Raw genomic sequence first — 25,531 nt, 5'->3', positions numbered from 1 at the left:
TGTGTGAAACTATTCGGAGGTGCTTATTTAACATGGCAGTAAAAATTCGCTTAAAACGTATGGGAGCTAAAAAATCCCCTTTCTATCGTATTGTAGTAGCAGATTCTCGTTCTCCTCGTGACGGACGTTTCATTGAAACAGTTGGAACTTACAATCCAGTTGCACAGCCTGCTAAGGTTGAAATCAACGAAGAGCTTGCTCTTAAATGGATGAACGATGGCGCTAAGCCTTCTGACACAGTACGCAACCTGTTCTCTAAAGAAGGCATTATGGAGAAATTCCATAACGCTAAGAACGGCAAGTAATTCTGCGCGTGATGAAAGAGCTTATCGAAACGATCGTTAAGCCCCTGGTTGATTTTCCCGATGATGTCCGGGTGGATGTCCGGGAAGATGACCACCGCGTTACCTATCAGCTTTCTGTCAACAAGAGTGACATGGGGAAAGTGATCGGGAAGCAAGGGCGCGTCGCTAAATCGATACGGACTGTTGTGTATGCAGCAGGATCATCACAGCAAAAAAGAATTTTCTTGGAAATAACTGAATGAACCTTCCCGAGGCATGGCCGGAGGAATTAGAAAAGGAGGGGGATCCCCTCCTTTTTTTACCATTCAGAAGCTTTTAGAAGTTGGTTCGGTACCAGGACGCTGAAGGAGGCTTAAGGGTGAAAATACTTCAAACCGCCACAGTTAAACAGATCTTAACCGAAAAAAGCAAAAGGAAGCTTCTTGAAACCTATATGGAAAGAAAAACACAGCTTTTGAAAGAATGTGAACAGCTTCGCTTTGAAGCGAGAAAGATAGAGAAATCGAAAAAGTTCCAGCAGGCAGGCCTGACTGCCAATTTTGAAAAAGAAACAGACAGGCGGAAAGAAAAGATCAAGCTGCTGGAGTTTCAAATAGAACAACTACATATGCTACCATTAGGCAGTGAACTGAAGGAAAAAGAAGTTCAGGCTGTCGTGGAGATCGGCATTGGCGACACCTGGGATGAGGTATCCGCAAACAAAACCATCATCATTGAAGATGGAGTCGTTAAAGAAATTCGCTAGAGGTGATCGGCAAAGATGGAAAAGTGGTTCAATGTAGGGAAGATTGTCAATACACACGGTGTCAGGGGCGAAGTAAGGGTCGTATCCCGCACCGATTTTCCGGAAGAGCGCTATAAGGCAGGCAGCCATTTATTCTTATTCCAGGCAGGTTCGAAGGAACCGGTGAAGCTGACTGTAAAAACACACAGACAGCATAAATCGTTTGATCTGCTTACTTTTGAAGGCCTGGACAGCCTGAATGAGGCGGAAAAGCTTAAAGGCGCAATATTGAAGGTCTCTGAAGACCAGCTGGGGCAGCTGGAGGAAAATGAGTATTATTTCCATGAAATCCTCGGCTGTACCGTGAAAACAATTGATGAAGAAGAAATAGGGGAAATAACGGAAATCCTGACCCCTGGCGCCAACGATGTGTGGGTGGTCAGCAAAAAGGGGCAGAAAGATATACTGATCCCTTATATTGAAGATGTTGTCAAAAAAGTGGATGTGAAAGAAAAAGTCATCATCATTGAACCGATGGAAGGCTTGCTGTCATGATGAAGATCGATGTACTTACTCTGTTTCCCGAGATGTTCGGCGGTGTTTTCGGCCATAGCATCCTGAAGAAGGCAGAAGAAAATAACGCTGTCAGCTACAATGTAGTCAATTTCAGGGACTATGCCGACAATAAGCATAAAACGGTTGATGATTATCCATACGGCGGGGGAGCCGGCATGGTGCTGAAGCCCCAGCCGATATTTGACGCGGTTGCTGACTTAAAGGTGAAGGCAGGCGGCGGAGAGCCGAGAGTCGTCCTCCTATGCCCCCAGGGAGAGCGCTATACCCAGAAAAAGGCGGAGGAGCTTTCTTCCCTCGATCATTTGATTTTTGTGTGCGGCCATTATGAAGGCTACGATGAACGGATAAGGGAGCATCTTGTGACAGATGAGATCTCTATCGGAGACTTCGTGCTTACCGGAGGGGAGCTTGGGGCCATGGTGCTGATTGACAGCATCGTCCGCCTTCTCCCGGGTGTCCTCGGAAATGAGGAGTCTCATATGAAAGATTCGTTCAGCACCGGATTTCTGGAGCATCCGCATTATACAAGGCCCGCGGACTTCAGGGGGATGAAAGTGCCTGATATCCTGACCTCAGGCAACCACCGCCTTGTTGATGAGTGGAGGATGAAAGAGTCTCTGAAAAGGACCTATCTCCGCCGCCCGGATCTCTTTGAAGGGGCAGAGCTGACAAAAGAGCAGGTCCGCCTTCTCGAAGAAATAAAAAAAGAGCATAATAGCTATTGATGACAGGCATTGTTTATGTTATGATAGTTTTTGTGGCTTGGGCTGAGTGATCGGCCGGGTCTTATAACGATGTTCCGCTGCAATAAAGAAAGTCTGTGCAAGAGCATCTGTTGGAAGGAGTTGAAAACGATGCATAAATTAATCGAAGAAATTACAAAAGAACAGCTTCGCGCTGATGTTCCTGCGTTCCGTCCTGGTGATACTGTACGTGTACACGTTAAAGTTATCGAGGGTACCCGCGAACGTGTTCAGGTGTATGAAGGTGTTGTAATTAAGCGTCGTGGTGGTGGAATCAGCGAAACTTTTACAGTACGTAAAGTTTCTTACGGTGTAGGCGTTGAGCGTACATTCCCTGTACACACACCAAAAATTGCGAAGCTTGAAGTTATGCGCCGCGGTAAAGTACGCCGTGCGAAACTTTACTACCTGCGTAACCTGCGCGGTAAAAAAGCTCGTATCAAAGAAATCCGATAAAAGTAAAGCGGCGGTGCGCTCTGCACCGCCAATTGCGAAGAAGGAGCTTGTATATCAAGCTCCTTTTTCACATAAAAGCGTTAAGTATGACGTGCTAATCAGCCGGATCCGGCCTTGGCCAAACTCGGCGCCAGCCGGGTTTTTTCATTTGGCTTTTTTCACCCGATCTCCTTTTGCAGCTGCACTTGCCTGGCTTCCGGATTTTTTCAGGGCTCTGGAGGTGCAGGGGCTTAAATGGCAGAAAATAGGCCAATACTAGGAATTATACATCCCATCGTGTTTATTGAAGTGAAATAATGTAAATGTAAAGAATGAATCATGCAGATAATCAGTAGGACGCTGGATATATCTTTTAGCAGAGATTGGTGGGAACTAACATGGGAAAGAGCAAAAGTGAATTCTGGGAATGGACAAAGGCGCTGATCATCGCTGTGCTCCTTGCGGCTGTCATCCGCTATTTCTTATTCGCCCCGATTGTGGTGGATGGACTGTCGATGATGCCGACGCTCCACGATACGGACAGGATGATCGTGAATAAGTTCTCGTATAAGATTGGCGACCCAAAGAGATTTGACATCATCGTCTTTCATGCCCCGGAAAACAAGGACTACATAAAAAGGGTAATCGGCCTGCCGGGTGACAGGATCGAATACAAAGATGATATCTTATATGTAAATGGCGAAGCGGTCGAGGAGCCGTATCTTGATGAATACAAGAAAGAGGTCATCGACGGGCCGCTGACAGAGCCTTTTACACTTGAAGATAAAATCGGGCAGGAGACCGTGCCGGAGGGCCATCTCTTCGTAATGGGCGATAACCGGCGCTACAGCAAGGACAGCCGCCATATCGGCACCATCCCGATGGAAAAGGTGCTTGGGGATACAAATATCATTTATTGGCCCCTTGAGGACTTCCGCATCGTAAAATAGCAATTATTCTAGTCAGAAAGGGTGGCAGCCTTGACAATACAATGGTTTCCAGGGCATATGGCAAAAGCCCGCAGGCAGGTCACAGAAAAGCTGAAGCTTGTTGATATTATTTTTGAACTTGTCGACGCGCGCCTGCCGCAGTCTTCAAGAAATCCAATGATCGACGAGATCATCCAGCATAAACCGAGGCTTGTGCTGCTCAATAAGGCCGATATGGCTGATAAAGAAGCCACAAAGGCCTGGATCCGCTATTTTAGCGATAGAGGGATCAAAGCGCTTGCCATTAATTCACAGGCAGGGTTCGGCATGAAGGATATCTCCTCTGCAGCACAGGAAATATTGAAGGAAAAGTTTGACCGTATGAGAGCCAAAGGTGTAAAGCCAAGGGCGATCAGGGGAATGATCGTAGGAATCCCGAATGTCGGCAAGTCAACGCTCATCAACCGCCTTGCAAAGAAAAATATTGCCAAAACAGGCAATATGCCCGGGGTGACGAAAGCACAGCAGTGGATAAAGGCCGGCAAGGAAATGGAACTCCTGGATACACCGGGGATTTTATGGCCGAAATTTGAAGACCAGGAAGTGGGCCTCAAGCTGGCTCTTTCCGGAGCGATAAAGGATACCATTTTAAATCTTCATGACATCGCCATTTATGCACTGAAGTTTCTTGAAAAACACTATCCTGGAAGGCTGCTGGAAAGATACAGCCTTGAAGAATTCCCTGAGGAAGCAGTAGAAGCCTTCGATAAAATCGGAAGGCTGAGAGGCTGCTTAATGGGCGGGGGCGAAGTCGATTATGATAAAGTCGCAGAGCTGATCATCCGGGAAATCCGGACAGAAAAGCTTGGCCCTTTATCATTTGAACATCCGTCAGATTTTGCAGCAGGCGAACCTGCAGAGTAAATCGGCTTTTTTTGTCCGCAATACCGTTTTAAAATGGTAAAATAAAATAGCAGCAATAAATAAAGGCCTCTGCATGGGGCCTTTATTTTTTGATATATATCCGGAAGGGCCCGGCAGGATGACTGGCCCTTCCTTCTACATAATGGCATAAGGGTGGATGGAATGAAACAGCTTACAATCAGTGAAATCAGCGTGAAGCTGAAGGATCTGAAAGACGACAACGACCCATTTTTTGGGGAGCTCAAATCTGATGGACGCAAAGGGGTGCAGCAGCTGCTTGCGAGATGGGACAGGCAAAGGGCCGAGGAGGCCAGGCTTTACGGCCGGTACCAGGAAATGACTGTATTTGAGCGGAGGCTGAAGAAAAGCGGCTGGACAATGATTGCAGGCACGGATGAAGCCGGCAGGGGGCCGCTGGCCGGCCCTGTCATCGCAGCAGCAGTCATACTGCCGGAGGGATTTTATCTTCCTGGCCTTGATGACTCCAAGAAGCTGTCTGAAGCAAAAAGGGACGAGTTTTACAAAGAAATCATGTCCGGCGCCTCTGCTGTCGGAATCGGCCGCATCAGCGCAGGGGAAATCGACCGGATTAATATCCTTCAAGCTTCAAAGAAAGCAATGCTCCTGGCCTTGGCAGATATGGGCAGTACGCCGGATTATTTACTGACAGATGCGGTTGATCTGGATGTTCCCTATCAGGCAGAGGCAGTCATAAAAGGCGACAGCAAAAGTGTGACGATTGCTGCTGCCTCTGTGATAGCCAAGGTAACGAGGGACCGGTATATGAGGGAACTTGACGAGCAGTATCCTCACTACGGCTTCGGCCGGAATATGGGCTACGGCACCCGGCAGCATCTTGAGGCAATTGAAAAGCACGGGATCATCAATGAACATCGAAAAAGCTTTGCCCCGATCAAGGGCATGTATTAGAGGTGAAGAGGAATGGATCCGCTGAATATTGTCGGTTCAATACTGCAGAACAGAAACAGCGGCGGTCCTAAGCCGCTTGCCTTGAACCCCGGGCAAATCGTAAGCGCAAAGGTCATTAAGCTTCATCCCAATCAGACCGCAGAGGTCTTGATTGGAGGGCAGAAGGTGATAGCGCAGCTTGAAACAGCATTGTCGGTAAATGAGCGGTACTGGCTGCAGGTCCTGCCGGGAGATGGGGCCCCGCGGCTGAGGCTTCTTCCTGGTGCTGAAGCACAAAAGGGAATGAACGCCGAAGAAGTATTGCTTAATAAGCTGGCACTTGCAGCCGCCAAGACGAATATTGATATGGTTTCTTTTTTGGTAAAAGAGCAGCTGCCGATTACAAAAGAGGGCTTGTCCGCGATTGCAGAATGGCTCGGCGGCAGCCGGCCTTCACAGAATCAGCTTGAAGCAATCAAGCAGGCCCTGGTAAGGCAGCTGCCGGTTTCAGGCAGGGTTTTGGATTCTTTGATGGCTGCACAGGGAGGAAAGCCCATCCAAGCCCTTCTCACAGAGCTTGTGGACCTGCTGGATCAGTCTGGTGTGGGCACTTCGGGGAAAGCGCTTCTTCATATGGCGGCAGATCTTGGGGCTTCATTAAAGATGAAGCAGGGGGAAGAATCACTCTCGTTCTTAGTGAAAGAATGGCTGGGAAGCCAGGACGGGAAGCGTGCCGAAGGGGCCAGGCACCTGCTGGAAGCAGCCGGCGCCCTGCCAAAAGGGCTGAAGGAGGCCGACCTTCTTCAGCGGATTCTTGTTTCCAGTGGACAGGCTGGGAGGCCTGCAGGATCCCTGGAAGACCTCTTAAAGGCTTTTGCCGGCAGATTGCAGGGGAATATGCATAGATCCTCTAACGAGTCAGGAGAAGGGATGGAGGGGGCAAAAACTGCACAGAACGCCTCTATGTCGAATTCGGATGCAGATATCGATCCTGCAGGCCGCCCAGCTTCGGCTGCCCTGCAGCCGGAACGAACTGCAGAAGCATGGAAGGGCCAGCTTTTTTCAGCGCTTGCCGGCAGAGATATGAAGCCGGCAGAAGCCATTCAGCTTCTGCGGATTTTGCATCCGCAAATGCCTGAGTTTGAAAAGGTGTCCGAAAGCATCAAGCTATTAAGTGAAAGCGATCCAGAAGGGCAGGGAGAAAAAAGCATGGACGCCAGGCAGGTACTGCTTGGCGAAATCTCGGCAAAATCAGCCGCGGCTGCCGCAGCCGGGGACGGGCTGCTGCAGTCCAGGCTAACGCACATACTGAAAAGCCTGGGCTATTCCCACGATCATGCAGTGCTCAGCTTCCTCTCGGGCGGGGATGACAGCGGCTTGAAGAATGAATCACTTAAAATGATGCTATTGCAGTTTCTGAAGGAAGGTCCTCCCATTCAGCACAAAGAGGCTGCGGAGCAATTGCTGAATAAATTGACGGGACACCAGCTATTGGCTCAAGAAACAGGACCGCTGCAGCAGTATATATTCCAGCTGCCTGTCCCGCTGTGGAACAGGACAGCGGAAATGACCATGCAATGGAGCGGAAGGAAGCTGGCCGATGGGAGAATCGATCCTGCCTATTGCCGCGTCATCTTCTACCTGGACTTGGACCATTTAAAGGAAACGATAGTCGATGTCCAGGTCCAGAACAGAATCGTGCAGATCAAGGTCTTTAACGGGGACAGACGCATCAGGGAATGGGCGGCCCCTTTTACAGACGGATTGAAAAAAGGGCTGGAAGGGCTGGATTACAGGCTTTCTTCCATTGTCTTCGAGAAAGGCAGCGGTTTCCAGCCGCAAACAAAAGGGATGGCGTACCGGCCATTGTCCGACTCAGGGAAATACAGCGGAGTTGATATAAAAATATGAAACAGCAGGAACCGAAGATCAGGAAGGAAGCCGTCGCCCTATCCTATAGGGACGGACATGAAGCACCTAAGGTTAAGGCCAAAGGAAAGGGACTGACAGCCGAGAATATCCTCGAAAAAGCGAAAGAGCATAATATTCCCATTCAGGAAGACGCGTCACTGGTTGAATTGCTCGGAAAGCTGAACATAGATGAAAATATCCCGGAGGAGCTGTATCAGGCAGTGGCAGAAATTTTCGCCTTTGTTTATAAAGCCGACCGCCGGGCAGGAGAGCACAGCAGGGGACAGGGATTATAGCCTGTCCTTATTCGTATTCGGCAGCAGAGCTCTTTTGAGGAAAGAGCGCTTTCCAAAGTCATATTTTCTCACTTGGAAAGCCGCGGCCAGGACCTGCTCCCGAACGGTAACTGATCATCCTTTCTTAAATATATTTCTATGCTGAAAAAACAATTTTTGAAAATAAAAAATGAAAACGCTTTACTTTACAGGGTTTTTTATAGATTTAAATTTTAAAATTTTTAAAGAAATATAATATTTTAATCATAATTGTAGACAAGGGTGTGCTCATTTTATAAAATGAAAGCGCAGTCTATTTTTTGAAGAGTTTGATAGGAGGATGGGAAATGAATATTCATGAGTACCAGGGAAAAGAAGTCCTCAGAAAATACGGGGTAACGGTTCCGAATGGAAAGGTCGCTTTTACAGTTGAAGAAGCAGTAGAAGCAGCTAAAGAACTTGGCACAGAGGTAGTTGTAGTTAAAGCGCAGATCCATGCCGGCGGACGCGGAAAAGCGGGCGGCGTCAAGGTTGCGAAAAACCTCGATGAAGTACGTACATATGCATCTGAAATCCTGGGGAAAACACTGGTCACGCACCAGACAGGCCCTGAAGGGAAAGAAGTGAAGCGCCTCCTGATTGAAGAAGGCTGTGATATCCAGAAAGAATATTATGTCGGCCTTGTGCTTGACCGTGCAACTTCCCGTGTCGTGCTGATGGCGTCTGAAGAAGGCGGCACAGAAATCGAAGAAGTTGCTGAAAAAACACCAGAAAAGATTTTCAAGGAAGAAATCGATCCGGTCATTGGCCTGACAGCTTTCCAGGCGCGCCGCATCGCTTTCAATATCAATATCCCGGGCAAGCTTGTCAACCAGGCAGCAAAGTTCATGCTCGCGCTTTATAATGCCTATATTGAGAAGGACTGCTCTATTGCAGAAATCAATCCGCTTGTTGTCACTGGCGACGGCAAGGTAATGGCACTTGATGCAAAGCTTAATTTTGATTCAAATGCCCTGTACCGCCAAAAAGATATTCTTGAGTACCGTGATTTGGAAGAAGAAGATCCAAAAGAAATCGAAGCTTCAAAATATGACCTAAGCTACATCTCCCTTGACGGAAACATCGGATGCATGGTCAACGGTGCCGGCCTGGCAATGGCGACAATGGATATTGTCAAGCATTACGGCGGCGACCCTGCCAACTTCCTTGATGTTGGGGGCGGTGCAACAGCAGAGAAAGTAACGGAAGCATTCAAAATTATCCTTTCTGATCCGAATGTAAAAGGAATCTTTGTCAATATCTTTGGCGGAATCATGAAATGCGACGTCATTGCAGAAGGCGTTGTAGAGGCTGCAAAGCAGGTTGGCCTGAAAGTGCCGCTTGTTGTACGCCTTGAAGGCACGAACGTAGACCTTGGCAAAAAGATTCTCGCAGAATCCGATATTGATATTATCGCAGCGGATTCCATGAGTGACGGGGCAGAAAAAATCGTTTCACTAGTAGGTTAAGAAAGGGGAATTTGACGTGAGTGTATTCATTAATAAAGATACAAAAGTAATAGTTCAAGGGATAACAGGTTCAACTGCCCTTTTCCATACAAAGCAGATGCTGGAATACGGCACACAAATCGTCGGGGGCACAACTCCAGGCAAGGGCGGCATGGAAGTGGAAGGAGTACCTGTATTCAATACAGTTCAGGAAGCTGTCAAAGAAACAGGCGCAACCGCTTCTGTCATTTATGTTCCTGCTGCTTTTGCTGCAGATGCCATCCTTGAGGCGGTAGATGCAGAGCTTGACCTGGCCATCTGTATTACAGAGCATATCCCTGTTCTTGATATGGTTAAAGTGAAACGTTATATGGAAGGCAAGAAGACCCGCCTGGTAGGTCCTAACTGCCCTGGCGTCATCACGCCTGATGAGTGCAAAATCGGGATCATGCCAGGATATATCCATACAAAAGGGCATGTCGGCGTAGTGTCCCGCTCCGGTACATTGACGTATGAAGCTGTCCACCAGCTCACACAGGCTGGAATCGGCCAGTCCACTGCAGTTGGAATCGGCGGAGACCCTGTCAACGGAACAAACTTCATCGATGTATTAAAAGCTTTCAATGAAGATCCGGAAACCAAAGCGGTCATCATGATCGGTGAAATCGGCGGAACGGCTGAAGAAGAAGCAGCAGAGTGGGTAAAAGCTAACATGACAAAGCCTGTTGTCGGCTTTATCGGCGGCCGTACTGCACCTCCAGGGAAGCGCATGGGCCATGCCGGCGCCATCATCTCAGGCGGTAAAGGTACTGCTGACGAAAAAATCCGTGTGATGAATGAATGCGGAATCCAGGTTGCTGATACTCCATCCGTAATGGGTGAAACTTTGATTAAGGTCCTGAAAGAAAAAGGCCTTTTCGACGAATGCAAAACGCACTAAACCTATAAATCAGACTTTCCGGTCCCCTTGCCTCAAGGGGACTATTTCTCCTTCTTTTAACTCCCTCTCTAAAAAATCCTATCAGGAGGTCCGCAAATGGACGAATTCAAGCTGAAATTTATCTCCCTCCATCACAAAAGCTCCTGGAGCAGCATTTATCATTTCCTAAAGAAAGATCCCCACATGAAAACCTCCCTGTCAGCAGCTTTCTCTGAACCCGATCGTAAACTCTTTTTCCCGACTAACAGCAGCCTGGAGACAACGATAGAGAAAATCAGACAATACGAGAAAAACGGCATTCACTGCATTACAATCTTTGACCCTGAATATCCACCGCTTCTTAAGGAAATTTATCAGCCTCCCTGGGTGCTATACGCAAAAGGAGACATCAGCTTTTTGCATCTGGATCCCAAGCTTGCGGTTGTAGGCTCCAGGCAGATAACAGGATACGGCAGGAGCGCAATAAAAAAAGTATTTCCGGGCTTGGTGGGAAAGGGAGTGACCATCGTAAGCGGCCTTGCAGCCGGAGTGGATGCCGAGGCGCATGAAACAGCCATTTCGCTCGGCGGCCGGACGATCGGTGTCATTGCTGGAGGCCTTAATCATATTTACCCAAAATCCAATGAACGGCTGGCAAGAAGAATGATGGAAAATCATCTTGTCATTTCTGAATATCCGCCTGATGCACGGCCTGACAGATGGCAGTTCCCAATGAGGAACAGAATCATCAGCGGGCTTTCCCAGGGGACCTTTATAATAGAAGCAAAAAGCAAGAGCGGATCGCTGATTACGGCAAATTATGCGGTCAATGAAGGCAGGGATGTGTTTGCCCTGCCAGGCAGCATATTCAGCCCGGCTTCCGCAGGCACGAATGAATTGATCCAGCAGGGCGCAAAGCTGATTGCAGATGCCAGTGAGATACTTGAAGAACTTAATTTTTAAGGAAATCCCGTTAGGCAGAACAAAGATTTTCTTAAAAAAGGCATAAAAGTATGCATTTGAATTGTATAATTCATCACAGTGCATTTTTGCTGAAAATAGTCTGAAATTAGAAAATTTATGTCAAAAAGGTTGAAATTATTTAAAATCTGTTATACATTGTGCAACAGACGCAATGTAAAGGCTGCAAAACAGGCTGTAACCGTTTGCTTGTCGAGCCGGCCATGTTTTGCCATCCATACATGATGCTATCAGAGATTTGACAACCCATAGCAGCATGGACAATAATAATGGAATATTTCACCCCCTGCCGGATTGCAGGATGAAAAATATTTAAAAATGGATTCTGCAGCTGCCGTGCTTCTGCAGACTATCAAACAAAAAATAAAATAAAATCAGCGCCGCCCGCCCGCAAATGACAGCAGGCGGCCAATCTTATCCCTCTTAAGGAGGATGTTTAATGGCAGATTATTTAGTGATCGTTGAGTCGCCTGCCAAGGCGAAGACGATTGAAAGATACTTGGGAAAAAAATATAAAGTAAGAGCATCGATGGGGCATATAAGAGATCTCCCTAAAAGCCAGATGGGCGTTGATGTGGAAAACCGCTTTGAACCAAAATACATCACGATACGCGGCAAGGGCCCTGTGTTGAAAGAACTTAAAACAGCTGCAAAGAAAGCCAAGAAAATCTATCTCGCAGCTGACCCCGATCGCGAAGGGGAAGCCATTGCCTGGCATTTGGCGCACAGCCTGGACATGGATGTCCATTCTGACTGCCGTGTGGTTTTCAATGAAATCACAAAGGATGCCATCAAAGAATCATTTAAAACTCCGCGGCCGATTAATATGGATCTTGTGGATGCCCAGCAGGCGCGCAGGATCCTGGACAGGCTCGTCGGCTATAATATAAGCCCTTTATTATGGAAGAAAGTAAAAAAAGGATTGAGCGCCGGAAGGGTGCAGTCAGTGGCAGTCCGGCTGATCATCGACCGGGAAAAGGAAATCAAGGAATTTATCCCTGAAGAATACTGGTCAATTGATGGTGAATTCCTGAAAGGAAAGTCCGTGTTCGAAGCGTCCTTCTACAGTGCGCAGGGACAGAAGACGGACTTAAAATCAGAACAGGATGTAAAAGAGATCCTCGGAATGATGAAGGGGAACAAGTTCACTGTTGCTTCCGTCTCGAAGAAGGAACGGAAACGGAATCCAGCTGCTCCCTTCACAACATCTTCCCTTCAGCAGGAGGCAGCCAGGAAATTAAACTTCAGGGCTAAGAAAACAATGATGCTTGCCCAGCAGCTGTATGAGGGAATTGATCTTGGTTCAGAAGGGACGGTCGGTCTCATCACCTATATGAGAACAGACTCGACCCGGATCTCTGAAATCGCACAGACCGAGGCGGCAGGCTATATCACAGAGTCTTATGGCAAGGACTATCTCCCTGGGGAGAAAAAGAAAGAAACCAAGAAATCCAATGCACAGGATGCGCACGAAGCCATCAGGCCGACAAGCACCCTGCGGGAGCCGGCAAGTCTTAAAGAGTTTTTATCAAGAGACCAGCTCCGTCTGTATAAACTGATATGGGAACGTTTTGTGGCAAGCCAGATGGCATCCGCAATTATGGATACAATGAGTGTGGATCTGAAGAACGGGGAAGTTGTCTTCCGGGCCACCGGCTCAAAAGTGAAGTTCCCCGGCTTTATGAAGGTTTATGTCGAAGGCAGCGACGATCAGGCTGAAGAAAAAGATAATATGCTCCCCGACCTGAAGGAAGGCGATGAGGTCCTGAAAAAGGACATTGAGCCGAAGCAGCATTTCACCCAGCCGCCGCCACGCTATACAGAGGCAAGGCTGGTAAAGACACTGGAAGAGCTCGGGATCGGAAGGCCGTCAACCTTTGCCCCGACACTGGATACAATTCAGAAACGCGGCTATGTAGCGCTTGATAATAAGCGCTTCATCCCTACAGAACTTGGAGAAATAGTCCTGGAACTGATTCTCGAATTTTTCCCGGAAATATTGGATGTCGAGTTTACGGCCAAGATGGAGCAGGATCTTGATGATGTAGAAGACGGCAAAGAAAATTGGAAGAATATCATCGAAGAATTCTACAAAGATTTCGAGAAGCATCTGGACAAAGCCGAAAAAGAAATGCAGGAAGTAGAAATAAAGGATGAGCCCGCAGGAGAAGATTGTGAAAAATGCGGACATGAAATGGTTTATAAAATGGGGCGCTACGGCAAGTTTATGGCCTGCTCGAATTTCCCTGAATGCAGGAACACAAAAGCGATTGTGAAAGAAATCGGTGTGAAATGCCCGAACTGCAAAGAGGGGAATATAATAGAAAGAAAAAGTAAAAAACGCCGCATCTTCTACGGCTGCGACCGGTTCCCGGAATGCGAATTCATCTCATGGGATAAACCGCTTGCCAGACAGTGTCCGAAATGCGATAATGTCCTGGTTGAGAAAAAGCTTAAAAAGGGCGTCCAGGTTCAATGCATTGAATGTGACTATAAAGAAGAAAAGCAAGGCTAAGGGTGGGCTTTATGCTCACTCTTTTCTGTTTCGCGGGAAAATATGGCAGTGCAATGCTTGAAACTTTTTTATTTTTCATACGTATTGTACAATGCAGATTGGATATGAATGAATGCCGTCCATTTTGGGAACAAAATTAAAGATTGGACAGGCCCTTTAAAAGAGATAAGAAGTCCGGCTGGATCAATAAACCAGTTTAACTATTCATAAGTATACCTGGAGGTTCGTAAAATGAAAGAAGCAGCAATCAATGTTATCGGGGCGGGGCTTGCCGGAAGTGAAGCAGCCTGGCAGATCGCGAAAAGAGGAATAAAGGTAAATCTGTATGAAATGAGGCCTGTAAAACAGACCCCGGCCCATCATACAGATAAATTTGCCGAGCTGGTCTGCAGCAATTCTCTCCGGGCCAACAACCTGACAAACGCGGTTGGCGTACTGAAAGAGGAAATGAGGATGCTTGACTCTGTTATCATCAATTCGGCTGATGCATGTGCCGTACCGGCAGGAGGAGCACTGGCAGTAGACCGGCATGAATTCGCCGGAAAGGTAACAGAGCAGGTCAGGAACCATCCGAATGTAACCGTGATGAATGAAGAAGTGACTGAAATTCCAGAGGGGATCACTGTCATTGCAACCGGTCCCCTAACGAGTGAGTCACTGTCCAAGCAGCTGAAGGAGCTGACAGGCGAGGATCATTTATATTTTTATGATGCAGCAGCGCCTATCATTGAAAAAGACAGCATCAACATGGAAAAGGCTTACCTTAAATCAAGATATGATAAAGGGGAAGCAGCATATATCAACTGTCCGATGACAGAAGAAGAATTTGAAACATTCTATAACGCCCTGATCAGTGCCGAGACGGTCCCATTGAAAGAATTCGAAAAAGAGATTTTCTTTGAAGGATGCATGCCGATCGAGGTGATGGCAAACAGGGGAAAGAAAACCATGCTGTTTGGGCCGATGAAGCCGGTAGGCCTGGAAGACCCGCGGACAGGCAAGCGCCCGTATGCAGTTGTCCAGCTGAGGCAGGATGATGCGGCAGGAACTCTTTATAATATAGTAGGTTTTCAAACGCATCTGAAATGGGGCCCGCAAAAGGAAGTACTGAGGCTGATTCCGGGATTGGAAGAAGCAGAGATTGTACGCTATGGCGTCATGCACCGCAATACTTTCATCAACTCGCCGAAAGTGCTCGAGGCAACCTATCAATTCAGAAACCGTGACGGCCTGTTCTTTGCCGGGCAGATGACAGGTGTGGAAGGATATGTGGAATCGGCAGCTAGCGGCCTGATCGCAGGCATCAACGCAGCCAGGCTGGCAGAGGGCAAAGAACTTCTGGAATTCCCTCATGAAACGGCCATCGGCAGCATGGCAAGATATATCACGACAACAAACTCTAAAAACTTCCAGCCGATGAATGCCAATTTCGGACTGTTCCCTGAACTGCCGGTTAAGATCAAAGGCAAACAGGAGCGCAATGAACAGCATGCTAACAGAGCGTTGGAAACAATTCAGAACTTTGTGAAAAATATGTAAATTTTATTGCATGGGCTACTAAATTGTGATACTATTTAGTAGCTCTTGTGAGGTGAATCATTTTGAGCCCAAATGTGAACGATTCGTTACAATCATTTATTGAATATTTACAAATAGAAAGAAATTATTCACAATATACTATTGAACACTACCAGCATGATATTAAAGAGTTTTTCTTGTTCATGTCTGAACAAGCCATTCAATCAGTTAATGATGTTGAATATTTTGATGTCAGGCTTTATTTGACCAAGTTATACGAGCAAAAGCTTTCCAGGAAATCGGCAGCCCGCAAAATATCCAGCCTCAGAAGCTTTTATAAGTTTCTGGCAAGAGAGAAACTGGCAAATGACAACCCTTTTTCTGCCGTTTCGCTCCCGAAACTGGAAAAAAGGCTGCCTGAATTTTTTTATGAAGAAGAACTGAACTGCCTTTTTGAAAGCTGTGAAACAGATAGCCCCCTTGGAAAAAGGAATAAGGCTCTTCTTGAACTTCTGTATGCCACAGGCATGCGGGTCAGTGAATGCAGCCAGATCAGCCTGAAGGACATCGATATGGCTTTATCGACTGTGCTGGTGCATGGGAAAGGGCAGAAGGACAGGTATATCCCTTTCGGAAGCTTCGCACAGGATGCTTTGGAGCTATACATAACTGAAGGCAGAAAAGAACTGTTAACAGGCAGGGAAAGCCATGACAGACTATTTGTCAATTTCCGGGGCGGCCCCCTGACACCGCGGGGCATCCGGGAAATATTAAATAAAATGATCCAGAAATCTTCTTTGGAAGGCACTATTCACCCGCATATGCTTCGGCACTCCTTTGCTACGCATCTTTTATCAAATGGTGCTGATATGAGGACTGTACAGGAGCTCCTGGGGCATGCCTTCCTTTCATCCACCCAGGTATATACACATGTTACAAATGAATATTTGCGCAAGACCTATTTGAACACCCACCCGCGGGCATAAGCTCCAAAAGGAGGAATAATCAATGTCTCAATTTCATGCTACAACTATTTTTGCCGTACAGCATAACGGGAAGTGCGCCATGGCAGGGGATGGCCAGGTCACATTCGGAAATGCTGTCGTCATGAAGCATACAGCAAGAAAAGTCAGGAAATTGTTCAACGGAAAAGTGATTGCAGGCTTCGCAGGATCGGTGGCGGATGCATTCACCCTGTTCGAATTGTTTGAAAGCAGGCTTGAGGAGTATAATGGAAACCTGCAAAGGGCGGCCGTTGAGCTTGCGAAAGAGTGGAGAAGCGATAAGGTCCTGAGAAAGCTCGAAGCCATGCTTATTGTCATGAACGAATCAGATCTTCTTCTCATTTCCGGGACCGGGGAAGTGATTGAACCTGATGACGGGATATTGGCAATCGGTTCAGGCGGCAACTATGCGCTGGCTGCTGGAAGGTCCCTGAAAAAATATGCAGGGGAACACCTGACAGCAAAGGAAATCGCCAGGTCTTCGCTTGAGGTGGCAGCTGAAATCTGTGTATATACGAACGAAAATATAATAGTGGAAGAGCTGTAGAAGGCTGCTCCCCTGCAGCGGATATTCCGTTTGCGGGGCAGGCGCCTGAAATTTGAGGCTGACGCCACAGGCTTGATCGTCTTGGCCGGCTAATACAAAGGAGTGCTGAATATGAGCTTAAGTACAAATTTAACACCCAGACAAATTGTTGAACGGCTTGACCAATATATCATTGGACAGAAAGATGCAAAGAAAGCAGTGGCAGTTGCTTTAAGGAACCGCTACCGCCGCGGCCTGCTCGAGGAAGCTATCCGCGATGAAATCAGCCCGAAGAATATCCTGATGATCGGACCAACCGGTGTAGGGAAGACGGAAATTGCCCGCAGGATGGCTAAGCTTGTCGGCGCTCCATTTGTAAAGGTCGAAGCCACGAAATTTACAGAAGTCGGATATGTTGGCCGTGATGTAGAGTCAATGGTGCGTGATCTGGTGGAGACATCGGTCCGCCTTGTAAAGGAAGAAAAAATGCAAAGCGTGAAAGAAAGGGCAGAAGAGAATGCGAACCGCCGCATTGTAGATATGCTCGTCCCTTCAGGCAAAAAAGCAGCTTCCTACAAAAATCCGCTGGAAATGCTGTTTGGCGGCGGAGGCGGCCAGGATCAGGAAAATGAACCAGCGGAGGATTACAGCCTTACAGAAAAACGGAAGATCGCCAGGGAAAAGCTTGCTATGGGCGAGCTTGAAAATGAATTGATCACCGTCGAGGTCGAAGAGCAGCAGCCGTCCATGTTTGATATGCTTCAAGGCTCCGGAATGGAGCAGATGGGCATGAATATGCAGGATGCGCTGAGCGGACTTATGCCAAAGAAAAGGAAGAAGCGCAAGCTGACTGTCCGGGAAGCGCGCAAAGTCCTTTCGAATGAAGAAGCACAAAAGCTGATCGATATGGATGAAGTGACCCAGGAAGCTGTCTTCAGGGCAGAGCAGAGCGGCATCATTTTCATTGACGAAATTGATAAGATCGCCAGCAAATCAAGCGGAGGATCAAATGCCGATGTATCAAGGGAAGGCGTACAGCGTGATATCCTTCCTATTGTTGAAGGCTCAACGGTCGTTACGAAATACGGCTCTGTCAAAACAGATCATGTCCTTTTCATGGCAGCAGGGGCATTCCATATCGCCAAGCCGTCTGACTTGATACCGGAACTTCAGGGGAGATTCCCGATCAGGGTAGAGCTGACAAAGCTGACAGTCGAAGATTTTTATAAAATTTTGGTTGAACCTGATAATGCACTGACAAAACAATATACTGCATTATTGGAAACAGAAGGTATACAAATTGAATTTTCTGACGATGCTATTCGTAGAATCGCTGAAGTGGCATACGAGGTTAATCAGAATACAGACAATATCGGCGCAAGAAGACTTCATACAATCCTTGAGAAACTGCTTGAGGATCTGTCTTTCGAAGCACCGGAAATTTCAATGGGCAAGGTGACCATCACCCCTCAGTATGTTGAGGAGAAACTTGGTGCCATCTCCCGCAATAAAGACCTGAGCCAGTTTATCTTATAGTTTTAACAAAAAGGTGTTAGGGTACAACAAACACATACGTACCAATGCCACTAAGGGATGAACACAGGTAATATCATTTAATAAGCAGTGTGTCACAGCCAATAGGAGGAAGAACAATGGATTTATTAACGAAAACAAGAAAAATTAATGCAATGCTGCAGAAAGCTGCCGGAAAACCGGTAAACTTCAAAGAAATGGCCGAGACGCTTAGTGAAGTGATCGAAGCGAATATCTTTGTGGTAAGCCGCCGCGGAAAGCTGCTTGGCTTTGCAGTAAACCAGCAGATCGAAAATGAGCGCATGAAAAAAATGCTTGAAGACCGTCAATTCCCTGAAGAATACACCAAGAGCCTGTTCAATATCCAGGAGACGTCTTCAAATCTTGATGTAGAAAGCGATTATACTGCTTTCCCTGTTGAAAACAAGGAGCTGTTTAAGAACGGACTGACAACGATCGTACCAATCATCGGGGGCGGAGAGCGCCTAGGTACGCTGATCCTCGCAAGGCTTCAGGAGCAGTTCCATGACGATGATCTGATTCTTGGCGAATACGGTGCAACAGTTGTCGGTATGGAAATCCTGCGTGAAAAAGCGGAGGAGATCGAGGAAGAGGCACGCAGCAAGGCTGTTGTACAAATGGCTATCAGCTCCCTTTCATACAGCGAGCTGGAAGCGATCGAGCATATCTTTGAAGAGCTTAACGGCAAAGAAGGCCTGCTTGTTGCTTCAAAAATTGCCGACAGAGTCGGAATTACGCGTTCTGTCATCGTAAACGCATTGAGAAAGCTGGAGAGCGCAGGAGTCATTGAATCGCGTTCACTCGGCATGAAGGGAACATATATTAAAGTCCTGAACGATAAGTTCCTCGTCGAACTGGAAAAACTGAAAACAAGCTGATATATCACAAAAAACCTGTTTCTGAAGAAACAGGTTTTTTTATTTTGGTTTTAAATGATGAATTATTACGGACATTACAGGGATTTTACATAATTCGTCGTAAAAGCTTGGTAAATCATAGAAATAATATTATATCTTAATAATGATAAAAGTCGTATTTTTGCTAACATGAGAAAGATGTCAATAATGGATATAGGAAAAAGGAACTAATTGATTCGCAGCTTGAATTTTATTAATAAACCCGCATTCAGTAAGGAAAGAAAGCATGAAGCGACAAAGCTTTCTGCATAAAAAAGGATTTTGTTCGTTCCAAAGAATGAAACATCAAAATAGGACTTATGAATTATTAAATTTAACTTTAACTTCATAGACATATTATTTCAAATTCATTACAATAGTGATTAAGATTGAAAATTCGCCTATAATCATCAAATTTCAACAAGAATTAACATTTTTTCTACTTTATACTGGCAGGTGCTGAAATTGAATATTTTTTCTAATACGATATCGACACTTGAAAATTCTTTAAATCAAGCGTCCTTGAAACAGAAGGTTGTAGCGCAGAATATTGCGAATGCAGACACCCCGAATTATAAAGCAAAGGATGTAAGCTTTAAATCTGTTCTTCAGTCAGAAATGGCCATAGGCGGGATAGAGGCGAAACGGACGGATGTCCGCCATTACAGCTTTGCTGCTGAGGGCAGCGGGCAGTCCGGAGTCATTATCAATAAAAATACGGACTTTAATCATAATGGCAATAATGTGGATATGGATAAAGAAATGTCAGAGCTGGCAGAGAACCAAATCTACTATAATGCCCTGGTTGAAAGGATCAGCGGGAAATTCACCAGTCTTCAGAATGTGATAAGAGGTGGAAGATAATCATGAGCATGTTTCATAGCATGAACACAACATCCTCTGCCCTGACAGCGCAAAGGCTGAGGATGGATGTCATTTCGTCAAATATGGCAAACGTTGATTCAACAAGGGGCAAGCTTGTCAATGGCGAGTGGCAGCCTTATACAAGGAAAGAAGTTGTGATGCAGCCGCAGGAAAAAAACTTTTCTTCATTCCTGAATACAGCTATGAATGCAGGAAGTGCAGGCAGCGGCGTGCGTGTATCGGAAATCAGGGAAGATCAGACACCGTTCAAGCTTGTTTATGACCCGAGTCATCCTGATGCAAATGAAGCAGGATACGTACAGATGCCGAATGTGGATCCCCTCAGGGAAATGGTAGACCTGATAAGCGCAACACGTTCTTACGAGGCAAACGTCACAGTCTTCAATGCTTCTAAAAGCATGATGATGAAAGCCTTGGAGATAGGAAAGTAAAGGAGACTCTATGATGAATAATATTTCTTTTTCGCCTGTTTCAAGCATCATGCAGCCGGCAAAGATCACAGGAACGGCTGCCGGAAGCGCGGCAGAAGGACATAAAAGCTTTGCTTCCATGCTTAAGCAATCGATTGATAATGTAAACAGCTCCCAGCTGCAATCTGATGTTATGACAGAAAAGCTTGCCCGGGGCGAAGATATCGGCCTCCACGAAGTGATGATTGCGTCACAAAAAGCCAGCATTACCATGCAGGCAGCGCTTGAAGTCAGGAATAAAGTGATAGAGGCATATCAGGAAACCATGAGAATGCAGGTTTAATAGATTGCTGATTTAAGATTATGATGTTTAGCGGTTATTAGCTGCGGCTTGCTAGACAGGATAACCGGGGGATTGTGATGAAAGAAAAGCTTCAAAAATTTTTCAACCCATTAAAAGAATTTTGGCAGAGCCGGACTAAGAAGCAGAAGGGGCTAATGGCTGGCTCTCTTATTTTGCTCATATTGATTGCTTCGGCTGCCGTACTCCTGGCAGGGAGGACAACGATGGTTCCTTTATACAGCAATCTGTCACCTTCTGAAACAGGGGCAATAAAGGAAAGCCTGGACGGAAGAGGAATTGCTTCCGAAATAGCCGATGGAGGCTCAACCATCATGGTCCCGGAGGAAGTAGTGGATACTTTGAAGGTAGAGCTTGCCGCTGAAGGCATCCCGAAATCAGGCAGCATTGATTATTCGTTTTTCAGCCAGAATGCCGGAATAGGAATGACTGAAAATGAATTTAACGTTCTGAAGCTGGATGCTATGCAGACAGAGCTGTCCAATCTGATAAAAGGGATAGAAGGTGTCAATGATGCCAAAGTCATGATCAATCTTCCTGAAAAGGGAATTTTTATAAATGACCAGACAGAAGAAGCATCTGCGAGCATCGTTTTGAACACAAAGCCGGGGTATCAGTTCGAAACGGAGCAGATCAAATCCCTGTATCATCTGATTTCAAAAAGTGTTCCTAATCTGCCTACAGATAATATCGTCGTAACAAACCAATTCTTTGAGTATTTTGATTTGGAAAACAGCAATGATACTTCAGGCAAAACAATCACGGCCCAGCTCGATGTAAAAAAACAGATCGAGAGAGATGTCCAGCGCCAGGTCCAAAGCATGCTCAGTACGCTGATGGGCCCGGAAAAAGTAGTGGTTTCCGTTTCTGCTGATATAGACTTTACCCAGGAAAACAGGGAAGAAAACCTGGTTACGCCTGTAGATGAAGAAAATATGGAAGGCATTGCGATCAGCGCCAAGAAAATCACTGAAACCTTTACTGGAAGCGCGGAAGAAGCGGGCGGTATTGCAGGCACCGGTGATAACGAGATTACTAATTATCCTGGAGCAGCTGAAGGCTCAAATGGCGATTACGAGCGGATAGAAGAAACGATCAATAATGAAGTCAATAAAATCCGGAAAGAAATTGTAGAAAGCCCTTATAAGGTAAGAGATCTCGGCATTCAGGTAATGGTAGAACCGCCGACAGCTGACGATCCGACTTCCCTTCCGCAGGAGCGGGTCGATGATATTACTCAGATTCTCAGCACCATTGTCAGGACCACAATCGATAAGAAAGCTGCCGGTGCAGATCTTACAGATGAAGATATTGCTGACAAAGTGGTTGTATCTGTTCAGCAGTTCCAGGGCAAAACCGAATTCCCTGAAGAAAGTGCTGCTGTTATTCCTTGGTGGGTATACGCCATTGGCGGTGTTCTGGTTGCGATCATCCTTCTGCTGGTGTTCCTGTTTATCAGGGCGAGGAGAAAGAGCCAGGAAGAGCAGGCAGAACTGGAAGAACAGGTTGAACCTGTCACCATCAAAGATGTGAACGAAGAACAGGAAACAGAAAGCAGCCTGAGAAGGAAGCAGCTTGAAAAGATGGCAAAAGAAAAACCGGAGGACTTTGCGAAGCTTCTGCGGTCATGGATTGCAGAAGACTAGGAGGGTTTTTAATTGGCAAAAAAAGAATTGAAAGAATTAACGGGCAAGCAAAAAGCAGCCATACTGCTGATCTCACTTGGACCTGATGTTGCCGCTTCGGTGTACAAGCATTTAAGTGAAGAAGAAGTAGAAAAGCTGACGCTTGAGATCTCAGGGGTCAGAAAGGTCGAGTCCCATTCCAAGGAGGAAATTCTTGAAGAATTCCATAATATTGCCCTCGCGCAGGATTATATCTCCCAGGGAGGCATCGGCTACGCAAAAACGGTCCTGGAAAAAGCGTTAGGAGAGGAGCAGGCAGCCCTGATCATTAACAGGCTGACTTCATCCCTTCAGGTACGGCCATTTGATTTTGCCAGGAAGGCAGATCCGGCGCAAATACTTAATTTCATCCAAAATGAGCATCCCCAGACAATATCGCTGATTCTTTCCTATCTGGATCCTCCTCAGGCAGGGCAGATATTGTCTGAGCTGCCGCAGGAGATGCAGGCGGATATTGCCAGAAGAATAGCGGTTATGGACAGTACATCGCCTGAGATCATCAATGAAGTTGAGCAGATTCTCGAACGGAAGCTTTCTGCAACAGTCACTCAGGATTATACGCAAACTGGCGGTATTGAAGCGGTTGTCGATGTTCTTAACGGAGTCGACAGAACAACAGAACGGACAATCCTGGACGCCCTTGAGATCCAGGATCCTGAACTCGCAGAGGAAATCAAGAAGAGGATGTTTGTGTTCGAGGATATTGTCACCCTTGACAGCCGTGCAATCCAGCGGGTGATCAGGGACTGTGAAAGCGAAGACCTGATGCTTTCATTGAAGGTCTCCAGTGATGATGTCAAAGACATTGTCTTCAAAAACATGTCTACCCGGATGGTTGAAACCTTCAAGGAGGAAATGGAATATATGGGCCCTGTCAGGCTGAGGGATGTAGAAGAAGCCCAGTCAAGGATCGTAGCCATTATCCGCCGCCTTGAAGAAGCCGGGGAAATCGTCGTAGCGCGCGGCGGAGGGGATGATATTATTGTCTAGGCTTATCAAGTCGCATTGGGCCCAGCCTTCAGAGCAGCAGAAAAAAGTCATATCCATTAAGCTGCTGAATCAGGATTTGCCAGCCGCCGAGCTGCAGGAAGAAGCGCCATTTAATCAGCAGCTTCTTATAGATGAGGCCCGCAGAGAAGCAGAGTCCATCATTCAGCAGGCGAATGAAGAAGCCCGGCAGCTCCTGGAGCATATAGAACAGGAGCGGGTCCGATTCGAGCAGGAGAAAGAAGAGGCAAGAGAGTCAGCGAGGCATGACGGATTCCAGGAAGGCCTGGCAGAAGGAAGGCAATCGGGCCTTATGGAGTTCAGTGAAACGATAGGGTTTGCAAAAGAAATTGTTGAATCATCCAAAGCTGACTACCAGAATACGATTGAGTCTTCGGAAGGGACGATCCTTGATATTGGCATCAAAGTGGCTGAAAGAATTCTCAGCAGTGTGCTTGAAGAAGACAGCAGCAGATTCCTGCCGGTTGTCAAAAGAGCCCTCAAGGAATCGCGGGAATACCGGGAGGTCCAGCTCCATGTCCATCCCGGCCGCTACAGTTTCCTGCTTGAGCATAAGGATGAGCTGCTGGCCATCTATCCAAGGGAAACTAATCTTTATATCTATCCTGACGAAGAGCTGGAAGAGTGCAGTTGCGTCATTGAGTCTCCCGGCGGAAGGATAAATGCCGGTGTTGACAGCCAGCTTGAAGAAATGAAAAGGAAGCTGATTGAACTGCTGGAGAGTGAAAATAATTGAAGGCTGCAGATCTGATTAGTGAGATAGGGCAGATTGATACGTACAAACGCTACGGTAAAGTGAAAAAAGTAGTGGGCCTGATGATTGAGTCACAGGGTCCTGAAAGCTCCATCGGAGATGTATGCATCATCCATGTGGGTTCAGGGAAAAAGCGGAAGATCATGGCTGAGGTTGTAGGCTTTAAAGAGGAAAATGTCATTTTGATGCCATATACAGCTATCAGTGAGATAGCCCCGGGGAGCCTGGTGGAAGCCACTTTAAAGCCTCTGGAAATCAAAATCGGAACGTCCCTTATTGGCGAGGTAATAGATGCGCTCGGGCACCCGCTTGACGGAAAAGCATTGCCCAAGGGGCTGGCTTCTGTACCGACTGAGCAGGACCCCCCAAACCCGATGAACCGCCCGCCGATTTCCTCACCGGTGGAGGTCGGGGTAAGGGCGATCGACAGTCTCCTGACAGTCGGCTACGGCCAGCGGGTTGGCATATTTGCAGGCAGCGGCGTCGGAAAGAGTACGCTGCTGGGAATGGTCGCCAGAAATACAAAGGCTGACCTGAATGTGATAGCACTCATCGGAGAGCGAGGCAGGGAAGTCAGGGAATTCATCGAGAATGATCTTGGCGAAGAGGGCCTCAAGAGGTCGATCGTCATTGCCGCCACTTCTGACCAGCCTGCACTGATGAGGATAAAGGGTGCATATACAGCCACCGCAATCGCTGAATATTTTCGTGATAAAGGCTTGAATGTTGTATTGATGATGGACTCGGTGACAAGGGTTGCCATGGCGCAAAGGGAAGTAGGCCTTGCGATAGGGGAGCCGCCGACCACGAAAGGCTATACACCGTCTGTATTCGCGGTGCTGCCAAAGCTGCTTGAACGTACAGGGACGAACCATAAGGGATCGATTACAGCTTTTTACACAGTGCTGGTGGACGGCGACGATATGAATGAGCCGATAGCTGATACTGTCAGGGGAATACTTGATGGGCACTTCGTCCTTGACCGGGCCCTGGCCAATAAAGGGCAGTACCCGGCTATCAATGTATTAAAAAGCGTCAGCAGGGTGATGAACAATATCGTACCGCATGAGCATAAAAAAAGCGCAGAATTGCTGCGCGAAAGGCTGAGCACTTATATAAACTCCGAAGATCTTATCAATATTGGAGCATATAAAAAAGGGACATCAAGGGAGATTGACCAGGCTGTCCGCCTCTATCCGGAAATCATCTCATTTTTAAAACAGGGAACAGAAGAAAAAGTAACGATGCAGGACAGCATACAGCACCTGCTCCGTTTAATGGAAACAGGTGAATAATT

27 protein-coding genes are annotated in these 25,531 nt (G+C 46.9%); all 27 read left to right on the top strand.

The annotated features are described in order from the left end of the window. The first annotated feature begins 32 nt into the window (after positions 1-32). The 27 genes from rpsP to fliI all read left to right on the top strand — a co-directional run bounded on the left by rpsP (position 33) and on the right by fliI (position 25,529). Positions 33-305 carry a 30S ribosomal protein S16 gene (gene rpsP / locus RBB45_RS11485; protein ID WP_009795931.1) on the top strand — a complete coding sequence of 91 codons (273 nt, stop codon included), beginning with the start codon at positions 33-35 and terminating at the stop codon, positions 303-305. A gap of 11 nt (positions 306-316) precedes the next feature. Further along, positions 317-547 carry a KH domain-containing protein gene (locus RBB45_RS11480; protein ID WP_009795930.1) on the top strand — a complete coding sequence of 77 codons (231 nt, stop codon included), beginning with the start codon at positions 317-319 and terminating at the stop codon, positions 545-547. A gap of 116 nt (positions 548-663) precedes the next feature. Then, a complete protein-coding gene (locus tag RBB45_RS11475; RefSeq protein WP_009795929.1) occupies positions 664-1,050 on the top strand; it encodes a YlqD family protein in 387 nt (128 codons plus the stop codon). Between the two features lie 15 nt (positions 1,051-1,065). Further along, positions 1,066-1,584 carry a ribosome maturation factor RimM gene (rimM, locus tag RBB45_RS11470; protein ID WP_022543710.1) on the top strand — a complete coding sequence of 173 codons (519 nt, stop codon included), beginning with the start codon at positions 1,066-1,068 and terminating at the stop codon, positions 1,582-1,584. Then, complete coding sequence (gene trmD, locus RBB45_RS11465) at positions 1,581-2,330, top strand: tRNA (guanosine(37)-N1)-methyltransferase TrmD (RefSeq protein ID WP_094767475.1); 750 nt, start codon at positions 1,581-1,583, stop codon at positions 2,328-2,330. Before rimM ends, trmD begins: the two co-directional genes overlap by 4 nt. Positions 2,331-2,459: 129 nt before the next feature. Beyond that, positions 2,460-2,804: a 50S ribosomal protein L19 gene (gene rplS, locus RBB45_RS11460; protein WP_009795926.1), complete on the top strand. Its 345-nt coding sequence runs from the start codon at positions 2,460-2,462 to the stop codon at positions 2,802-2,804. Between the two features lie 377 nt (positions 2,805-3,181). Beyond that, on the top strand, positions 3,182-3,733 hold the full coding sequence (gene lepB, locus RBB45_RS11455; protein WP_009795924.1) for a signal peptidase I: 552 nt from the start codon (positions 3,182-3,184) through the stop codon (positions 3,731-3,733). 30 nt (positions 3,734-3,763) lie between these two features. After that, on the top strand, positions 3,764-4,636 hold the full coding sequence (gene ylqF / locus RBB45_RS11450) for a ribosome biogenesis GTPase YlqF (protein WP_224950209.1): 873 nt from the start codon (positions 3,764-3,766) through the stop codon (positions 4,634-4,636). 162 nt (positions 4,637-4,798) lie between these two features. Beyond that, a complete protein-coding gene (locus tag RBB45_RS11445) occupies positions 4,799-5,566 on the top strand; it encodes a ribonuclease HII (protein WP_101547482.1) in 768 nt (255 codons plus the stop codon). 12 nt (positions 5,567-5,578) lie between these two features. Then, complete coding sequence (locus tag RBB45_RS11440; protein ID WP_306009594.1) at positions 5,579-7,456, top strand: hypothetical protein; 1,878 nt, start codon at positions 5,579-5,581, stop codon at positions 7,454-7,456. Continuing rightward, entirely contained in the window at positions 7,453-7,752 is a 300-nt protein-coding gene (locus RBB45_RS11435) for an EscU/YscU/HrcU family type III secretion system export apparatus switch protein (RefSeq protein ID WP_101547484.1), read from the top strand. The genes RBB45_RS11440 and RBB45_RS11435 overlap by 4 nt, the downstream gene beginning before the upstream one ends. Before the next feature lie 326 nt (positions 7,753-8,078). Next, positions 8,079-9,239, top strand: coding sequence for an ADP-forming succinate--CoA ligase subunit beta (gene sucC / locus RBB45_RS11430; protein ID WP_009795918.1), 1,161 nt, complete (start codon positions 8,079-8,081; stop codon positions 9,237-9,239). Positions 9,240-9,255: 16 nt separating this feature from the next. After that, complete coding sequence (gene sucD / locus RBB45_RS11425; RefSeq protein WP_009795917.1) at positions 9,256-10,158, top strand: succinate--CoA ligase subunit alpha; 903 nt, start codon at positions 9,256-9,258, stop codon at positions 10,156-10,158. Between the two features lie 96 nt (positions 10,159-10,254). Then, entirely contained in the window at positions 10,255-11,100 is an 846-nt protein-coding gene (gene dprA, locus RBB45_RS11420) for a DNA-processing protein DprA (RefSeq protein WP_224950215.1), read from the top strand. Positions 11,101-11,557: 457 nt separating this feature from the next. Then, positions 11,558-13,633 carry a type I DNA topoisomerase gene (gene topA, locus RBB45_RS11415; protein WP_009795914.1) on the top strand — a complete coding sequence of 692 codons (2,076 nt, stop codon included), beginning with the start codon at positions 11,558-11,560 and terminating at the stop codon, positions 13,631-13,633. A gap of 231 nt (positions 13,634-13,864) precedes the next feature. Beyond that, the gene (gene trmFO, locus RBB45_RS11410) at positions 13,865-15,172 is read left to right on the top strand and encodes an FADH(2)-oxidizing methylenetetrahydrofolate--tRNA-(uracil(54)-C(5))-methyltransferase TrmFO (protein ID WP_009795913.1); all 1,308 of its coding nucleotides are present in this window, start codon (positions 13,865-13,867) and stop codon (positions 15,170-15,172) included. A gap of 62 nt (positions 15,173-15,234) precedes the next feature. Beyond that, positions 15,235-16,137 (top strand): tyrosine recombinase XerC, encoded by a 903-nt coding sequence (gene xerC / locus RBB45_RS11405; RefSeq protein WP_101547486.1) that lies wholly within the window; start codon positions 15,235-15,237, stop codon positions 16,135-16,137. A gap of 22 nt (positions 16,138-16,159) precedes the next feature. After that, positions 16,160-16,702 (top strand): ATP-dependent protease subunit HslV, encoded by a 543-nt coding sequence (hslV, locus tag RBB45_RS11400; protein WP_009795911.1) that lies wholly within the window; start codon positions 16,160-16,162, stop codon positions 16,700-16,702. A gap of 111 nt (positions 16,703-16,813) precedes the next feature. Next, positions 16,814-18,217: an ATP-dependent protease ATPase subunit HslU gene (hslU, locus tag RBB45_RS11395; protein ID WP_224950217.1), complete on the top strand. Its 1,404-nt coding sequence runs from the start codon at positions 16,814-16,816 to the stop codon at positions 18,215-18,217. 116 nt (positions 18,218-18,333) lie between these two features. Then, positions 18,334-19,113 (top strand): GTP-sensing pleiotropic transcriptional regulator CodY, encoded by a 780-nt coding sequence (gene codY, locus RBB45_RS11390; RefSeq protein ID WP_009795909.1) that lies wholly within the window; start codon positions 18,334-18,336, stop codon positions 19,111-19,113. Positions 19,114-19,596: 483 nt separating this feature from the next. After that, entirely contained in the window at positions 19,597-19,995 is a 399-nt protein-coding gene (gene flgB, locus RBB45_RS11385; RefSeq protein ID WP_022543712.1) for a flagellar basal body rod protein FlgB, read from the top strand. 2 nt (positions 19,996-19,997) lie between these two features. After that, positions 19,998-20,447, top strand: a complete 450-nt coding sequence (gene flgC / locus RBB45_RS11380; RefSeq protein ID WP_009795906.1) for a flagellar basal body rod protein FlgC — start codon at positions 19,998-20,000, stop codon at positions 20,445-20,447. Positions 20,448-20,496: 49 nt separating this feature from the next. Next, positions 20,497-20,769, top strand: coding sequence for a flagellar hook-basal body complex protein FliE (gene fliE / locus RBB45_RS11375; RefSeq protein ID WP_473829076.1), 273 nt, complete (start codon positions 20,497-20,499; stop codon positions 20,767-20,769). A gap of 77 nt (positions 20,770-20,846) precedes the next feature. Beyond that, the gene (fliF, locus tag RBB45_RS11370; protein WP_129611780.1) at positions 20,847-22,433 is read left to right on the top strand and encodes a flagellar basal-body MS-ring/collar protein FliF; all 1,587 of its coding nucleotides are present in this window, start codon (positions 20,847-20,849) and stop codon (positions 22,431-22,433) included. Between the two features lie 12 nt (positions 22,434-22,445). Then, complete coding sequence (gene fliG, locus RBB45_RS11365) at positions 22,446-23,462, top strand: flagellar motor switch protein FliG (protein ID WP_009795903.1); 1,017 nt, start codon at positions 22,446-22,448, stop codon at positions 23,460-23,462. Then, entirely contained in the window at positions 23,446-24,216 is a 771-nt protein-coding gene (gene fliH, locus RBB45_RS11360; protein WP_009795902.1) for a flagellar assembly protein FliH, read from the top strand. The genes fliG and fliH overlap by 17 nt, the downstream gene beginning before the upstream one ends. After that, positions 24,213-25,529, top strand: a complete 1,317-nt coding sequence (fliI, locus tag RBB45_RS11355) for a flagellar protein export ATPase FliI (protein ID WP_148950254.1) — start codon at positions 24,213-24,215, stop codon at positions 25,527-25,529. Before fliH ends, fliI begins: the two co-directional genes overlap by 4 nt. The last annotated feature ends 2 nt before the right edge of the window (positions 25,530-25,531 follow it).

Source organism: Bacillus sp. MMSF_3328, from assembly GCF_030733525.1.
GTDB classification, from domain to species: domain Bacteria; phylum Bacillota; class Bacilli; order Bacillales; family Cytobacillaceae; genus Bacillus_AB; species Bacillus_AB infantis.
Note: the sequence above shows the minus strand (reverse complement) of the source record. Positions and strands in the feature narration are given on the sequence as shown.

Excerpts from the sequence above, each read along its gene's own strand:
- lepB (WP_009795924.1), top strand. The coding sequence starts at position 3,182 with ATGGGAAAGAGCAAAAGTGAATTCTGGGAATGGACAAAGGCGCTGATC.
- rplS (WP_009795926.1), top strand. The coding sequence starts at position 2,460 with ATGCATAAATTAATCGAAGAAATTACAAAAGAACAGCTTCGCGCTGAT.
- RBB45_RS11445 (WP_101547482.1), top strand. The coding sequence starts at position 4,799 with ATGAAACAGCTTACAATCAGTGAAATCAGCGTGAAGCTGAAGGATCTG.
- topA (WP_009795914.1), top strand. The coding sequence starts at position 11,558 with ATGGCAGATTATTTAGTGATCGTTGAGTCGCCTGCCAAGGCGAAGACG.
- fliF (WP_129611780.1), top strand. The coding sequence starts at position 20,847 with ATGAAAGAAAAGCTTCAAAAATTTTTCAACCCATTAAAAGAATTTTGG.
- flgC (WP_009795906.1), top strand. The coding sequence starts at position 19,998 with ATGAGCATGTTTCATAGCATGAACACAACATCCTCTGCCCTGACAGCG.
- fliE (WP_473829076.1), top strand. The coding sequence starts at position 20,497 with ATGCAGCCGGCAAAGATCACAGGAACGGCTGCCGGAAGCGCGGCAGAA.
- RBB45_RS11480 (WP_009795930.1), top strand. The coding sequence starts at position 317 with ATGAAAGAGCTTATCGAAACGATCGTTAAGCCCCTGGTTGATTTTCCC.
- hslV (WP_009795911.1), top strand. The coding sequence starts at position 16,160 with ATGTCTCAATTTCATGCTACAACTATTTTTGCCGTACAGCATAACGGG.
- fliH (WP_009795902.1), top strand. The coding sequence starts at position 23,446 with ATGATATTATTGTCTAGGCTTATCAAGTCGCATTGGGCCCAGCCTTCA.
- trmFO (WP_009795913.1), top strand. The coding sequence starts at position 13,865 with ATGAAAGAAGCAGCAATCAATGTTATCGGGGCGGGGCTTGCCGGAAGT.
- RBB45_RS11435 (WP_101547484.1), top strand. The coding sequence starts at position 7,453 with ATGAAACAGCAGGAACCGAAGATCAGGAAGGAAGCCGTCGCCCTATCC.
- sucC (WP_009795918.1), top strand. The coding sequence starts at position 8,079 with ATGAATATTCATGAGTACCAGGGAAAAGAAGTCCTCAGAAAATACGGG.
- rimM (WP_022543710.1), top strand. The coding sequence starts at position 1,066 with ATGGAAAAGTGGTTCAATGTAGGGAAGATTGTCAATACACACGGTGTC.
- dprA (WP_224950215.1), top strand. The coding sequence starts at position 10,255 with ATGGACGAATTCAAGCTGAAATTTATCTCCCTCCATCACAAAAGCTCC.
- hslU (WP_224950217.1), top strand. The coding sequence starts at position 16,814 with ATGAGCTTAAGTACAAATTTAACACCCAGACAAATTGTTGAACGGCTT.
- rpsP (WP_009795931.1), top strand. The coding sequence starts at position 33 with ATGGCAGTAAAAATTCGCTTAAAACGTATGGGAGCTAAAAAATCCCCT.
- RBB45_RS11440 (WP_306009594.1), top strand. The coding sequence starts at position 5,579 with ATGGATCCGCTGAATATTGTCGGTTCAATACTGCAGAACAGAAACAGC.
- trmD (WP_094767475.1), top strand. The coding sequence starts at position 1,581 with ATGATGAAGATCGATGTACTTACTCTGTTTCCCGAGATGTTCGGCGGT.
- codY (WP_009795909.1), top strand. The coding sequence starts at position 18,334 with ATGGATTTATTAACGAAAACAAGAAAAATTAATGCAATGCTGCAGAAA.